This is a genomic window from Undibacterium sp. 14-3-2 (genome assembly GCF_016595265.1).
Lineage (GTDB): Bacteria > Pseudomonadota > Gammaproteobacteria > Burkholderiales > Burkholderiaceae_D > Undibacterium > Undibacterium aquatile.
Genome location: NZ_JAENGS010000001.1, coordinates 83,497 through 97,356, shown reverse-complemented (window position 1 = coordinate 97,356; position 13,860 = coordinate 83,497). Strand labels below are relative to the sequence as shown.

General features: G+C 49.4%; 13 protein-coding genes. 10 read left to right on the top strand and 3 right to left on the bottom strand.

The genetic code is table 11. From position 1 onward, the window contains the following. The first annotated feature begins 28 nt into the window (after positions 1-28). The 3 genes from Undi14_RS00440 to Undi14_RS00430 all read left to right on the top strand — a co-directional run bounded on the left by Undi14_RS00440 (position 29) and on the right by Undi14_RS00430 (position 1,501). Positions 29-715, top strand: a complete 687-nt coding sequence (locus tag Undi14_RS00440) for an ABC transporter substrate-binding protein (protein ID WP_200177492.1) — start codon at positions 29-31, stop codon at positions 713-715. Continuing rightward, complete coding sequence (locus Undi14_RS00435; RefSeq protein ID WP_186884109.1) at positions 715-978, top strand: hypothetical protein; 264 nt, start codon at positions 715-717, stop codon at positions 976-978. Before Undi14_RS00440 ends, Undi14_RS00435 begins: the two co-directional genes overlap by 1 nt. Before the next feature lie 82 nt (positions 979-1,060). Continuing rightward, positions 1,061-1,501: an FKBP-type peptidyl-prolyl cis-trans isomerase gene (locus Undi14_RS00430; protein WP_200178139.1), complete on the top strand. Its 441-nt coding sequence runs from the start codon at positions 1,061-1,063 to the stop codon at positions 1,499-1,501. A gap of 40 nt (positions 1,502-1,541) precedes the next feature. Here the strand turns inward: Undi14_RS00430 and Undi14_RS00425 are convergent, their stop codons facing one another. Continuing rightward, positions 1,542-1,811 (bottom strand): hypothetical protein, encoded by a 270-nt coding sequence (locus Undi14_RS00425; RefSeq protein ID WP_200177491.1) that lies wholly within the window; start codon positions 1,809-1,811, stop codon positions 1,542-1,544. A 112-nt stretch (positions 1,812-1,923) separates the two neighbouring features. Between Undi14_RS00425 and glpK the strand changes: the two genes are divergently transcribed. The 6 genes from glpK to Undi14_RS00395 all read left to right on the top strand — a co-directional run bounded on the left by glpK (position 1,924) and on the right by Undi14_RS00395 (position 8,731). Then, complete coding sequence (glpK, locus tag Undi14_RS00420) at positions 1,924-3,393, top strand: glycerol kinase GlpK (protein ID WP_200177490.1); 1,470 nt, start codon at positions 1,924-1,926, stop codon at positions 3,391-3,393. 210 nt (positions 3,394-3,603) lie between these two features. Beyond that, positions 3,604-4,011 (top strand): hypothetical protein, encoded by a 408-nt coding sequence (locus tag Undi14_RS00415; protein WP_200177489.1) that lies wholly within the window; start codon positions 3,604-3,606, stop codon positions 4,009-4,011. 125 nt (positions 4,012-4,136) lie between these two features. Beyond that, the gene (locus Undi14_RS00410; protein ID WP_200177488.1) at positions 4,137-5,351 is read left to right on the top strand and encodes a DUF3419 family protein; all 1,215 of its coding nucleotides are present in this window, start codon (positions 4,137-4,139) and stop codon (positions 5,349-5,351) included. Positions 5,352-5,364: 13 nt separating this feature from the next. Continuing rightward, complete coding sequence (locus tag Undi14_RS00405) at positions 5,365-6,444, top strand: hypothetical protein (protein WP_200177487.1); 1,080 nt, start codon at positions 5,365-5,367, stop codon at positions 6,442-6,444. Positions 6,445-7,468: 1,024 nt separating this feature from the next. Further along, a complete protein-coding gene (locus tag Undi14_RS00400) occupies positions 7,469-7,996 on the top strand; it encodes a DUF2059 domain-containing protein (RefSeq protein ID WP_200177486.1) in 528 nt (175 codons plus the stop codon). A gap of 264 nt (positions 7,997-8,260) precedes the next feature. Beyond that, positions 8,261-8,731, top strand: coding sequence for a GNAT family N-acetyltransferase (locus Undi14_RS00395; RefSeq protein ID WP_200177485.1), 471 nt, complete (start codon positions 8,261-8,263; stop codon positions 8,729-8,731). A gap of 143 nt (positions 8,732-8,874) precedes the next feature. Here Undi14_RS00395 and putA read toward each other — a convergent pair whose 3' ends face one another. Further along, positions 8,875-12,534: a trifunctional transcriptional regulator/proline dehydrogenase/L-glutamate gamma-semialdehyde dehydrogenase gene (gene putA, locus Undi14_RS00390; protein WP_200177484.1), complete on the bottom strand. Its 3,660-nt coding sequence runs from the start codon at positions 12,532-12,534 to the stop codon at positions 8,875-8,877. Between the two features lie 151 nt (positions 12,535-12,685). Between putA and Undi14_RS00385 the strand changes: the two genes are divergently transcribed. Continuing rightward, the gene (locus tag Undi14_RS00385) at positions 12,686-13,144 is read left to right on the top strand and encodes an Lrp/AsnC ligand binding domain-containing protein (protein ID WP_110254407.1); all 459 of its coding nucleotides are present in this window, start codon (positions 12,686-12,688) and stop codon (positions 13,142-13,144) included. A 127-nt stretch (positions 13,145-13,271) separates the two neighbouring features. Here Undi14_RS00385 and Undi14_RS00380 read toward each other — a convergent pair whose 3' ends face one another. Next, a complete protein-coding gene (locus tag Undi14_RS00380) occupies positions 13,272-13,784 on the bottom strand; it encodes a MarR family winged helix-turn-helix transcriptional regulator (RefSeq protein ID WP_200177483.1) in 513 nt (170 codons plus the stop codon). Positions 13,785-13,860 lie beyond the last annotated feature (76 nt).

The window sequence follows — 13,860 nt, the reverse complement described above, 5'->3', positions numbered from 1 at the left end:
TATTATTCTCTCCGCCGGTCTTATCTCTATGCCCTCAATTGCACTGGCTGAGAGTCTGCATTTGCTGATACAAGAATACGCACCGTTCTCGTATACCGAAGCGAAAACGGGAGAAATCCGTGGTTTCGTCACCGACAAAATTATAGAAATCATGAAGCGGGCAGGTGAAACCCCGGATATCAACAGCACCTCACTCGCACGCGGGCTGAACGCGACACTAAACGACGATAACACTTGCCTGTTTGCTTTTCGTCGTACACCTGAACGAGAAAATTTATTCAAATGGGTAGGCCCGCTCACCAATGATAACTGGGTTCTGTACGGGCGGAAAAACGATAGCCGCGTATTAAAGAAATTTGAAGATGCCAAACCTTACTCTATCGGTTCCTACAAAAATGCAGCGACCGGCCTACAGCTGACAGAACAAGGTTATCGCATCGCTTTCGCCAGCGAAGACGATGACAACCCGCGTTTACTCGTCAACAAACGCATCGATTACTGGGTGGTTTCCGAATTACATGGCATGTCGTTGGCCCAACAACTGGGTTTTGCCAATGACATCGTACGCGCTGCCCGCTACAAAAACATCGAACTCAATATGTTGTGTAATATCCGCATGGATAAACAACGCATTGATCTCTTTAACAAAATCAATCGCGAATTAGATAACGATGGCACGATGGAAAAACTGATGCGTAAATATGGAATCCGCTGATGGCACGCTCGACGAAAGCAAGTAATGCAGTGCAAAGACTGAAAGACCGTAGCAACGGCACCGCCTATTCTATGGTCAGCATGGCCGATGGTCGTTTTTTTCTGACGCGCTCCAACGGCACCAACACGCCAGACGTATTACATGAGCCGCTGGAAATCGATGCCTTCGTCGCCTACGTCAATTCTCTCGAAAAACAGGCGCCGAAAAAAGTCAGCAAACTCGATCTGGCGTTTGAGCAGAAATTACAAAATTCAAAAAAATAATTAATAGCCGTGGCGCGCATATCGAGAGCCGGTTGGTTTTCTCGGTTGCAGTCATGGCTTACTCAAAAAGGATGTTTTAGTGATGAAATCTCGTCTGCTTGTTGCTGCATTCGGTTTGTCTGTTCTTTTAACTGGCAATATTGCCACTGCACAGATGCAAAGTGATATCGCGACAGTCGGTAGCAGCTTGCAAAAAATCGACGTTAAAACCGGGACCGGACAAGAAATTGCAGCAGGAAATAATGCCCTGGTACATTACACCGGCTGGCTGCATGATCCTCTCGCTGCGAAAGAACATGGAACCCAGTTTGACAGTTCTTCCGGCAGACCACCGTTCAGTTTTACAGTCGGTGCCGGCAAGGTCATTAAAGGCTGGGATCAGGGAGTTGTCGGCATGAAAGTCGGCGGCAAACGTACCTTGATTATTCCGCCGGAACTGGCGTATGGCGCGCGCGGTGCTGGTGGCGTCATACCGCCGAATGCGACCCTGATTTTTGATGTGGAATTAGTCGGAATAAGGTAAAAAAGCCAGCTCTTCTGGCGCTTATCCTGGCTGAACGAGTTTATTCCCGGTCACTGGTTTGTCGGGGTTCCGACTGTGGTGGATCGAATGTATACACCGCATAAAAAAAACAAGAAACCACCAGCACGGTGGCCAGCGTACCTATAAAAAACAAGGGTTCTAAACCCTGGGGGAAAACAAACTGGTACCAGTTAACCAGGCCAGACAATACCATCGCGACGAACGACAAATTCATTAGCAAACGCGACCGACGCAAAGTCGCCACCGCAAATAACAGCATCACCAATAAAGATAATGAAAAGCTGATCATTCCCGCCACAATCTGACCTTTTGTTTTTTATATTATTAGCAAAATAACATAATGGTTTTGTCTCAGCCAAAGTTTTACATCTTTTTTCAATTTCCTTACAGCAGGATCATCGATGGCTTATTTGCTCGCACTTGATCAGGGAACTTCCAGTTCACGCAGTATTATTTTCGATGAACAGGGTCAGATAGTTGCCTCGGCACAGCAAGAATTCCGTCAGATATTTCCGCAGCCGGGTTGGGTCGAACATGATGCCAATGAAATCTGGCAAAGTCAGTTTTTCACCTGCCAGCAAGCCATGCGCAATGCACGTCTGCAGGCAAATGACATCGCTGCCATCGGCATCACGAATCAGCGTGAAACCACGGTGTTATGGGATAGAAAAACCGGTCAGCCTTTATACAACGCGATTGTCTGGCAAGACCGCCGCACTGCAGCGTATTGTGAAGAACTGCGCGCACAAGGTTATGCTGAAAAAATTCAGGCAAAAACCGGGCTGATACTCGATCCGTATTTTTCGGCAAGCAAACTTAAATGGCTGCTCGATCACATTCCCGGCGCGCGGCAGCGGGCGGCACGCGGCGAGCTGGCATTCGGCACCATAGATACCTGGCTGGCGTGGCAGCTCAGCGAAGGCAAGCTGCATGTGACCGATATCACGAATGCCTCACGCACCATGCTGCTGAATATTCATCAGGGACAATGGGATCAGGAATTACTTGATCTGTTTGATATTCCGGCTGCGGTGTTACCCGAAGTGTCGCCATCGAGCCATCTATTTGGTACTTGCAGTTTGCTCGGCAGCGCCATCCCCATCGCCGGTATTGCTGGTGATCAGCAAGCAGCGCTGTTCGGGCAGGCGTGTTTTACACCCGGCATGGCAAAGAATACCTATGGCACCGGTTGTTTCATGCTGATGCACACCGGCCCGCAAGTTGCGACATCGCACAATGGTTTAATCAGCACGAGTGCTTGTCAGACGGGCGTCACCAGCCAATATGCGCTTGAAGGCAGCGTATTTATTGGGGGAGCCGTTGTGCAATGGCTACGCGATGGGCTGCAGGCGATACAACATTCCACCGACGTTGAACAACTGGCCAGCAGCGTGCCGGATTCCGGCGGCGTGGTCTTTGTACCTTCGTTCACCGGCCTTGGCGCACCGTACTGGGTGGCCGATGCCAAAGCAGCGATTGTCGGCCTGAGCCGTGGCAGCACAGTCGCCCATATTGCCCGCGCAGCACTTGAATCCATTGCGTTTCAAAGCACCGCCGTGTTGCTGGCGATGGTGAAGGATGCGGTATCCCCGATCACAGAATTGCGCGTCGATGGCGGTGCGGCAGCCAACAATCTGTTGCTGCAATTTCAGGCAAATTTACTCGGCATTCCCGTCATCCGGCCAAAAGTAACGGAAACCACGGCTCTGGGCGCAGCTTATCTGGCCGGGCTCGGTGTCGGTATTTTTGCGAATCAGGATGAATGCGCGGCAACCTGGAGAATGGACAGACAATTTATCCCGACCATGAGCCGCGCGCAGGCACAAGCGCTGATGGCTGAATGGGAAACGGCGGTAAACCGGGTGCGCTGAACATTAACGCACAAGGCAGTCAGCCAGCGATAAGGTCACCATGAACACGGTTTATGGATAAAATGCAGGCTGGTTCGTGACCGGCAATGACGATGAACGAACCGAAACTGCCTTCGTTTTGCGAAATGCAGCGAAGCTTCACCTGCGATTGACGCGGCATTTGATGCTCAGCGTTTTATATTTTTCTGTACTTTTTACTGCTCTCCACTCATGAAACTCAAGTGCGCTCTGGTTCTGGCAATGCAATTATTCAGCGTCACAGTCTTTGCTGCTGATACCACGCCATCAGCGCCACCAGCACCAACCTCACCAACGTCACAATCAATCGCCCCATCCGTCTCGCAATCGGTGTTCGTCGTCGCGCCGGAAGATTTACCAAAACAAACGACCGGCGTCGTCATCGACACACCGAAAATGCCTGAACCGGAAAAGAAAAAAGAATCCGCCCCTATCACTGCTGCGCAAGTCTGGTCTGGCCCGGTGCCGCTGTCGGGTGGTTTGTTTTTTCTGGTCGCATCAATGCCCGTCTTAGCTTCGCTCTATTTTGCGTATCAATTGTATCTGTTCATCGTTGCCCGTCGCCGTCGCTTATCTATCCGGCATAGCAAAGAAAACTGAGCCCGCCGTTGGCGAAACACTGCTACCGCTGTTCGTTTTTCACCAAAACTTCATCTGTTTGTCACCAGCCTGTCACCTGCCCGGCCTACAGTCTCCATTATCAATAACGATAATCGGAGAACAATATGTCCAGCAAAGCACTGATCGCCAGCGCGGTGTTTAACTCGACGACCCAGGGTCGTAAAGGCGTCGCTGACAAACTGTTCGCGCACTGGTTCAGCCGCCTTGTCCATGCGCAGATCTGGGAAGACCCGCAAGCCGATCTGCATGCGCTGCAATTACGTCCCGGTGCCAACATCGTCACTATTTCCTCCGGCGGTTGCAATGCGCTGGCGTATTTATCCGCCGAACCGGCAGCTGTGCACGCAGTTGATCTGAACGCCGCCCATCTGGCGATGCTCAACATCAAACAGACCGCGATCAAACATCTGCCCGATTATGATGCCGTGCTGGCATATCTCGGTGACGCGAATCATGCGGATAATCTGAAACGGTATAAACGTCATATCCGCCAGCATTTATCCGAAGATGCGAGTAGCTTCTGGGAAAGCCGCACGATCACAGGCAAACCACGTTATCACTACTTTACCGATCAGGCATATCAACACGGTTTGCTTGGCCGCTTCATCAGCTTCGCCCACGGCTTTGTCAGATTGATGGGTGGCGACATGAGCAAAATGCTCGAAGCCCGCAGCGTGCAGGAACAACGCGATATATTCGACCATTACATTGCCCCGGTATTTGATACAGGCTTGTTCAAACTGCTGGCCCAACAGCCGCTGGCGCTGTATAGCATTGGTGTACCACTCTCGCAGTTCGCGGCGTTGAAAAAAGATGCCGGAGAAGGATTACATGTCTTGTTCAAAGAAAGAATGCGGCATTTATCCTGCGATTTTCCACTGGACCAGAATTGTTTCGCGCAACAGGCATTTGGCCGGCGTTATGATATACGGCGTCAGACTGCCTTGCCCATGTATCTTCAACAGGCCCATTTTTTCAGCCTGCGCCGCAATATCGACCGCCTGCATGCGCATCATCTGACGATGACCGATTTCCTGCGTACCCAGCCACGTGCTTCGATGGATGCCTATGTTTTCCTCGATGCACAAGATTGGATGGATCAATCACAACTCACCAGCCTGTGGGAAGAAGTCAACCGCACTGCTGCCCCCGGTGCCAGAGTCGTGTTCCGTACCGCTGGTCAATCGTCGCCATTGGAAGCAGCATTACCAAGCACATTGTTATCCACATGGCATACCGATACCGGACATAACCGTGCGTTGCACGCGCTTGACCGTTCGGCCATTTACGGCGGCATGCACCTCTATCAAAAAACCTGAGTCTTTTCCTGATTTGAATACTTCCATCCCACCGCGTCTGGTGGCTGATGCCCTCTGGTTGCTGACCGCACGTTCGCGCGGTGGCAATCACTGGGTCAGTAATGCCCATTGCCAGATCCAGACCATAGAATTTGATGGACACAGCCATCCCGTCAGCTTGCTTGAACACAGCGATTGGCAAGAATGCGCCGCGTCCAGCCCGCGTTCGGCTTGGCTGCGAGCACATCGTCAACGTCTGAAGCAATCGACGTCAGCCACCGCCCGCATAGCTGATGCCCTGTCTTGTCTGGTCTATGGGCCGTTATCGGCACTCATGCACGCCGGCAAGCTGGATCAGGCTGCCTTGGTCGCCAATTACCTGCTGCCGACCAGCCTTTATCCGGCCTGGGGTGCAGACGATATCCGGCTGATGACAGAACGATTGCACACAGCACATCCGCAACGTCCGCTGATGATGCAACATCTCAGCTCTGAAGTTTGTCCGCAACTGATGCAACATCTGTGTAATCTGGGTTGGAAAATGATACCGACACGTCACATCTTTCTGTCTGACCCACAGCAAACCCATCAAACCAGTTTCTGGTCTGACACTGATGTCGAGATTGTCCATCAGGATCAGCTCAACAATAGCGATCTGCATGCATTACATGCGCTATATCAACTGCATAAGCGATCTAACGTCGGGCAAACAAACCATCTGCAGACAGATTTCAGTCTGACATTTTTTGAATTATGTCTGGAAACCGGCTTTGTCGAACTAACTGGCCTGCGCTGGCAAGGACACTGGGTCGGCATCCTGGGAACTTATACACAAACAGACAGCGACTGGCTAACTGCCCCGTTGATGGCGTGGGATCACAACTTGCCTATGTCAGTAAAACCGGAACACCTCCTGCATGACTTATTCATCCGGGAAGCACGGCAAAAACAATTGCGCCTGCACTGGGGTACTGAGCAGAAAATCGCTCCCGACCACAGTCATAGTGCGATTGAATATACCGCCATTTACGATCAACACTTGCCAGCTACTCAGAAAATCGCCAACCGGTGGTTCTCTGCGCTGTTTCAGCAATGTGTTTATCGTCCTTCATAATCAATCGGTATCAATCTGCATCAATCAACAGCACGACATCGCCGTTTTACTGAATACCGGAATAAAAATAAAGACAACAGTTGCAAGCATTCAAGCTCAACGCTGAGCCTATAAAACCGCAACAAGTGCAAAAATCAACACAGAATCAGAGTTAAAACCCTGTGGATAAGGCTTTGCATATCCACAGTATCGTTTGGGGAAAACCGTCAGACTTTCCCCCAGGTTTTTATTTATCCCAAAACTGTCATCAAACGATACAAGGCTTATCAGAACAGATATACAGTCACTAAGTCTTTGTTTATGTGAATAAATAAGGACTTATCCACAAAATATCGCGCCGTTAACTATTACTACTATGTATATATAAACTAAGTTATATAAGTAAACCGGTTTTGAATATTTTTCAAAGTTTCAGCTCATCGCAAACCACAAACAGATTTAAATTTAAAAATTTTTAAATCTGATCCTGTTTCAACTCAATTTAAAAATAGATCAGCAATCCATGTAGAAAGAACGCCTGATTTTTTTTAAACGTCGAAAAAATGAATAACACCATGTTGAAAAGCCAGTTTTTTTACCCACAAAAGCCGTATGCCAGTGGAAAACAAGTTTATTGCTGACCATTTTTTTATCAAAACAGCCGCAAAAAGACAGAAAAGCCACGTTTTTTGAAAATATTTTTGTGGATAAGCTCACTGATATCCACTGCATACATTGTGCGTAAACAAGTAAATGCTGGCCGGATACTTTTCTATCCAAATTTTGTCCTGTGGATATACAGACTTTTTGCACCGCCTTATCAATTGCTTAAATAATTGATTCTGTGGACGTTTACTGACTTATCCACAGCACATGAATGGCGTTAACAACTACTACTATTTATATATAAAGTTATTATCTTTAAAGGTATCCACAGGCAAAAAAAGCTAAATCCCCACAAGCAAAAATTTCCTTTAGAATCCGTTACTTAGAAATCCAGCACCGCATTCCTACAGGTGCTTCGTTTTTTTTTCTGGGGATATTGATGAAACTTTGGCATACCTTGTCGCTTAGCCTGTCACTCAGTCTTTTTGTGGCAACAGCTCACGCTGCTGCACCGACCGATGCGTCCATCAGAGAGCTATTGCAGGCAACGCAGAGCAAAGAATTGCTGCAATCGGTTCAATCGCAAATTGATAATATGACCGCCGGCATCATGCGTGACGCTGCCAGCAGTACGAAAATCGATGAAGAAAAGCAAAAAGCGCTGGATAAATTCCGCGAAAAGATGATTGCGATTCAAAAAGAAGAACTTTCCTGGGAAAAAATGGAACCGATGCTGATCAGCATCTATGCCAGCTCGCTGACGCAGGAAGACGTTGATGGCATTACTGCATTTTATAAATCGCCTGCTGGCAAAGCCTATGTGCAAAAAATTCCGGCAATCATGCAGCAAACCATGATGCAAATGCAGGCAAAATTAAAGCCTATGGCTGAAAAAGTGAAACAGGCTCAAAAAGAATTAAACGAAGAATTTGCGAATATCGATAAAAAGAAAAAATCATTAAAGTGATTTATCTTCATTTAAAATTATTTTAATTTTCATTAAATATCGTTAATTTTTTTGTTAATTCATTTTTCTGCTGATGCCAAAAAAATCTTCATCAGAAAAAAATGCCTGATTTGTTCCAGTTTTTCATGCATTTCGGGGGAGTATCATTAATTTCGGCCCTAATCTCAGCGTCAATACTGGGCTTTAAAATATACTCCCCCCAGTATTTTTTATCGCTGAAAGCCGGTTCTGGCCGTTGGAATACGCTTATTTCGCTGACAATTTATGTATTTACGATCTCTCGATGCTGCCGACGCGACACATATTGCAGGCCTCTGGCTGACGGGAGCAGCAGAAAGTGGAAAAACAGAAGCCGCTTACTTACCGCAAGTATCTCAGCAAGCCTATGCGGCGACGCTCGCGGTCGATCTGGCCTCTGAGGCTTGTATAGGCTGGGGGATCTTTGATGCCGCCACAGCAAGCTTACTGGCCTATCTGACGGCAAAAATCGCCACCCCCGAAGCTGAATTTAAGCAAGTTCCGTATTTATACCTGTTGGATCTGGATGTGCATCCGCAACAGCGGCGGCGCGGATTTGGCGCAAAACTGATTGCCGCTGCCAGAGCGTATGCAGAGACGCAGAAACTTGGCAGCATCGAAGTCAACTGGCTCAGCGAAGACGCGCAGGCATCTGCGTTCTGGCTTAGCCAGGGATTTGGACAATTTCTGGTACGTGGACGCTATCGCTTGTCCTGAGACTGCCAGCACCGCTCAAAACGTCACTGGCCGCGTATTTGCAAAGCAAAAAGCAAAGCACTGAACAACATCCTAAGCAAATGCAGCTCAAAAAAAAAGCCCGCACATCAGCGGGCTTTTTGCAAATGATGATCAGGCCGCAATCAGCTCGCCATCGCCATCAGGCTGGCATTACCGCCAGCTGCTGTCGTGTTGACGCATAAAGCCCGTTCCGCGACCAAACGCCAGAGTGGAATCTCAGCGGCATGCGTTGTCTCGATCACGGATGCAATCGCCCCATCAAGCGCCGCAAAGACGGGTTTGTAAATATTCAGCAAGCTGCTTTCGACCAATGCAATCTGTGCGCCGCAATCCTGCACTTCCGCACTGATGATCTGCTGCCGCAGTTCTGCCGGAAAACTGGCTGGCAACAGCATCAATGCCTGTTGTGGCAGAACCGCTGTGTTACCGGTTGCCAGTGTCGCTGCAAGCTGATTCAACAGGCACGGCAGGCTGCTGGCCGCACAATAGATACGACCACGCGGTACAAAAGATAAAGTATTGCGTTCGCCTGTTGGACCAGGCAGCACTTGCGTGATCTTATATGGCGTCTGGTGGCTGTATTGTTCGCCGAGATTGCCCAGTTCCTGCATGTGCTGGGTTTTCGCCCACACGAGTAAGGTGCTCAGCGCGGCAGGTTCTTGTCGCTCATAGACGGTGTGGCCGCCAAGGCTGATATCCGGTGTGCGTTGCAGACGTTTCAGATAAAGCGGACCACCGGCTTTCGGGCCTGTGCCGGATTTACCTTCACCTCCAAATGGTTGCACGCCGACAACTGCGCCGACGATATTACGATTCACATAAATATTGCCGACATGAGCACGGCTGGTGATGAAATTAATTGTTTCATCAATCCGTGAATGCACACCCAGCGTCAGGCCGAAGCCTGTGCCATTGATCTGATCAATCAGTTCGGACAATTGATCGCGGCGGAAGCGCAGGATATGCAGTACCGGGCCGAATACTTCTTTTTGCAGTTCGGCCAGATTGCTGATTTCTATAACCGTCGGTGCGATAAAGGTGCCTTGCTGGCAGCTTTCTGGCAGTGTCAGGCTGAATACCGATTTGCCCTGGCCACGCATCGCATCGATGTGCCGTTGTAAATTGTTTTGCGCTTCTGCATCGATGACGGGGCCGATATCGGTTGCCAGGCGATCGGTCTGACCTATACGTAACTCCTGCATCGCACCGTGCAGCATTTCTATCGTTTTGTCAGCGATATCTTCTTGCAGACACAAAATACGCAGTGCTGAGCAACGCTGACCTGCACTGTCAAAGGCAGAGGTCAAGACATCGTTGACGACTTGCTCAGGCAGAGCGCTGCTATCAACGATCATCGCATTTTGGCCGCCGGTCTCTGCGATCAGCGGTATATCGATGCCTTCAGCGACCGCGCGTTTGCTGAGAGTGCGGTTGATGATCTGTGCGACTTCGGTTGAACCTGTAAAAATAACACCTTTGACGCGGGCATCTGCAACCAGTTGCGCACCGACGATTTCGCCGGTCCCAGGCAAAAATTGTAATGCAGCACGCGGGATGCCTGCTTCGTGCAACAGCTGTATCGCGCGATACGCAATCAATGGCGTCTGTTCTGCAGGCTTCGCCAACACCACATTACCTGCCGCCAGAGCTGCGCTGACTTCACCGATAAAAATCGCCAACGGAAAATTCCATGGGCTGATACAAACTACCGGACCGAGCGCTTTGGTATCGGCGTGTGATTCGACCTGCGCTGCGTAATAGCGTAAAAAGTCGACCGCTTCACGCACTTCTGCAATCGCATTCGGCAGCGATTTTCCCGCTTCGCGTATAGCGAGTGCCATGAATTCAGGAGTATTTTCTTCCAGTAAATCAGCGGCTTTTTTCAGGCTGGCCGCACGGATCGATGGGGCGGTTGTTTGCCATTCCAGTGCGTAGTGTTCTGCTGTGTACAAGGCTTGTTGCACGTCTTGCGTATTGGCTTCAATCACCGCACCTACGTTATCAGACAGACAGGCCGGGTTGCGTACATCGCGCTGTTCGATGGCGCTGCTGTCATTCGCTAATAATGGCGTGGCAACGATGAACTGGCTGGCGGCGCTATTGAATTCTTTTGATATTTCCTGCAGCGTGATTTCATTAGAAAAATCCAGCCCGGCAGAATTCTGTCGTTCATGACCAAACAATTCGCGCGGTAAGGCGATGCCTGCATGTGGCTTGCCACCGAGTTCGCGTGCAATGGCAATCGGATCTGCGATCAGTGACTCAATCGACACGCTTTCATCGACGATCTGATTCACAAACGACGAGTTGGCGCCGTTTTCCAGCAAGCGACGCACCAGGTAGGCGAGCAAAGTCTGATGCGAACCAACCGGTGCATAGATACGGCAAGGCTTATTCAGTTTATCTTTACCGACAACCTGATCGTATAAAGTTTCGCCCATACCGTGCAGACACTGGAACTCGTAATCCGTCACACCTGCTTCTTTTGCCCAGGTATAAATCGTCGCCAGCGTCAGCGCATTGTGCGTGGCGAACTGTGGATAAATCACATCGGTCGCCGCCAGCAAACGTTGCGCACAGGTCAGATACGATAAGTCGGTATACACCTTACGTGTATAGACAGGAAAATCACACATGCCATCGACTTGCGCACGTTTGATTTCCGCATCCCAGTAAGCGCCTTTCACCAGACGCACCATGAATTTGCTGCCGCTGCGGCGCGCCAGATCAATCAGGTAATCAATCGCATACGGGCAACGCTTTTGATAGCCCTGAACCACGTAGCCTATGCCTTCAAAGCCTTTCAGGTCGGGATCGAACGCCAGTGCTTCCATCAGATCCAGCGATAATTCCAGCCTGTCGGTTTCTTCTGCGTCAATGTTCAGGCCGATGTTGTAGTGCTTTGCCAGCATCAATAAATTTTTCAGCAGCGGCAATAATTCCGTCATCGTGCGCTCGCGTTGTGCACGTGAGTAACGCGGATGCAAGGCCGACAATTTCACCGAAATACCCGGACCATCTTTGATGCCGCGACCATTTGAGGCTTTACCGATCGCGTGGATCGCGGTTTCGTAAGACTGATAATAATAGGCTGCATCTTTGGCGGTCAGTGCTGCTTCACCCAGCATGTCATACGAATAGCGGTAACCGCGTTTTTCATTTTCCTGACTGTTTTTCAGCGCTTCTTCTATGGTTTGCCCGGTGACGAACTGATTGCCGAGCATACGCATGGCGAGATCCACACCTTTACGGATCAAAGGTTCGCCGCCTTTGGCGATCAGGCGCGTCAACGCAGCCCCCAGGCCTTGTTCGCTATTGGTTGCCACCAGCTTGCCTGTCACCAGCAAACCCCAGGTGGCAGCATTAACGAACATCGACGGAGACTCGCCCAGATGTTTTGCCCAGTCGCCTTTGCTGATTTTGTCCGCGATCAGGCGATCTGCGGTCTGATGGTCAGGAATACGCAACAGCGCTTCGGCCAGACACATCAGTGCGACACCTTCTTCGGACGACAAAGAAAATTCATGCATCAGCGCATCGACACCGGATGCACGCGTGCGTTGCTGACGTACTGAGCTGACTAATTTTTGCGCAAGTTCTGCAACATTATTTTGTAACGAGGGGTAAGAATTAACTTGTGACAGCAGATACTGCACAGCCTCGGTTTCATTGCGACGGTAAGCGTTGGTAATTGCATTTCTGAGTGGGCTGATATTCACTAACAGCTCGGCATGCAGTGCCGCAAACGGGGATGTAGATGTAGTCACAGAGGTCGCAGTCATATAGAAATAATAAAAACAAATATGATTTCATTGTATCGACGCTGCTCAATGATTAATTCTGGAAAATAGAACTCATATCGAAATTTTCTTTTTTGTGAGAAAATAATCCCGAATATTATTAATCACCACTCTGATCAATTTTTGACTTCTTATGCTAGACAAAATCAGTAAAAGAATTCTGGCCGAATTACAAAACGATGGCCGTATCAGTAATGTAGAACTGGCGACACGGGTTAACCTATCCCCGGCAGCCTGCTTGGAACGCGTGCGTAAATTGCAGGAGTCCGGCTACATTCTTGGTTACACAGCACAACTCAATCCGCATCTGCTGGATGTGGCTTTGCTGGTGTTCATCGAAGTTGTGCTCGACAGAACCACTCCCGATGTATTTGATGCGTTCCGCCGCGGCGTGCAGGCCATTCCCGAAGTACTGGAATGCCACATGGTTGCCGGTGGTTTTGATTACCTGGTCAAAGCCCGTGTGAAAGACATGAACGCCTACCGCGACTTTCTCGGTAAATCATTGCTGCAATTAAATGGTGTACGCGAAACGCATACCTATGCGGTGATGGAAGAAGTTAAAAATACCAGTTGTCTGCCGATCAAATAAGTGGCTTGCTGTTGCCGGTATCATGCCGGTAATGGGTTCACTACGATAAGTGGATAACCCGCCACATACAAACGCTGTAAAAAATATTGGCCACCTGACGCAGGTGGCCAATTTTCATGCTGCGTTGTTATTGCTGGTTAAGTTCCTCAAGCACTGCAAGCAATTCCGTCAGACGCGCGTTCAGCGCTGCCTGACTGCTCGCTTTCAGCGGTGCCAGTATCCGTCTTTCATTTTCCACATGCGCTGCGACAGCGCGATCGATCAGCTTCAGGCCACTGGCAGATAATTGCACCAGCATACTGCGTGCATCAGCCGGGTTTGGCAGACGCTTGATCAGTGCGCGGTTCTCCAGACTTTGCAGGCGGTGCGTCATCGTACCGGAGGTAATCATCATGCTGGAAAATAAGGCTGTCGGCGTCAGGCGAAATGGCTTACCTGAACGCCGTAGTGTCGCCAGCACATCAAATTCCCAGGCGCTGAGGTTAAACTCTGCAAATGTAGCGTCCAGCTGCGGTCGTAACAGCGCTGTACAACGCCCGAGTCTCCCAATAATTGCCATGGGGCTGACATCCAGATCAGGTCTTTCATTGCGCCATTGTTCCAATACTGCATCAACGGCATCTGATTGAATTTGAGTCATTCTAGTTCCTTCATTTATCTTGATATCAAGATTATATATCTTCTCTTTGTCTTCTTTGTGATAAGATTATTTATCT

Coding starts and splice junctions, on each gene's coding strand:
- Undi14_RS00440 (WP_200177492.1), top strand. CDS start 29: ATGCCCTCAATTGCACTGGCTGAGAGTCTGCATTTGCTGATACAAGAA.
- Undi14_RS00435 (WP_186884109.1), top strand. CDS start 715: ATGGCACGCTCGACGAAAGCAAGTAATGCAGTGCAAAGACTGAAAGAC.
- Undi14_RS00430 (WP_200178139.1), top strand. CDS start 1,061: ATGAAATCTCGTCTGCTTGTTGCTGCATTCGGTTTGTCTGTTCTTTTA.
- Undi14_RS00425 (WP_200177491.1), bottom strand. CDS start 1,811: ATGATCAGCTTTTCATTATCTTTATTGGTGATGCTGTTATTTGCGGTG.
- glpK (WP_200177490.1), top strand. CDS start 1,924: ATGGCTTATTTGCTCGCACTTGATCAGGGAACTTCCAGTTCACGCAGT.
- Undi14_RS00415 (WP_200177489.1), top strand. CDS start 3,604: ATGAAACTCAAGTGCGCTCTGGTTCTGGCAATGCAATTATTCAGCGTC.
- Undi14_RS00410 (WP_200177488.1), top strand. CDS start 4,137: ATGTCCAGCAAAGCACTGATCGCCAGCGCGGTGTTTAACTCGACGACC.
- Undi14_RS00400 (WP_200177486.1), top strand. CDS start 7,469: ATGAAACTTTGGCATACCTTGTCGCTTAGCCTGTCACTCAGTCTTTTT.
- Undi14_RS00395 (WP_200177485.1), top strand. CDS start 8,261: ATGTATTTACGATCTCTCGATGCTGCCGACGCGACACATATTGCAGGC.
- putA (WP_200177484.1), bottom strand. CDS start 12,534: ATGACTGCGACCTCTGTGACTACATCTACATCCCCGTTTGCGGCACTG.
- Undi14_RS00385 (WP_110254407.1), top strand. CDS start 12,686: ATGCTAGACAAAATCAGTAAAAGAATTCTGGCCGAATTACAAAACGAT.
- Undi14_RS00380 (WP_200177483.1), bottom strand. CDS start 13,784: ATGACTCAAATTCAATCAGATGCCGTTGATGCAGTATTGGAACAATGG.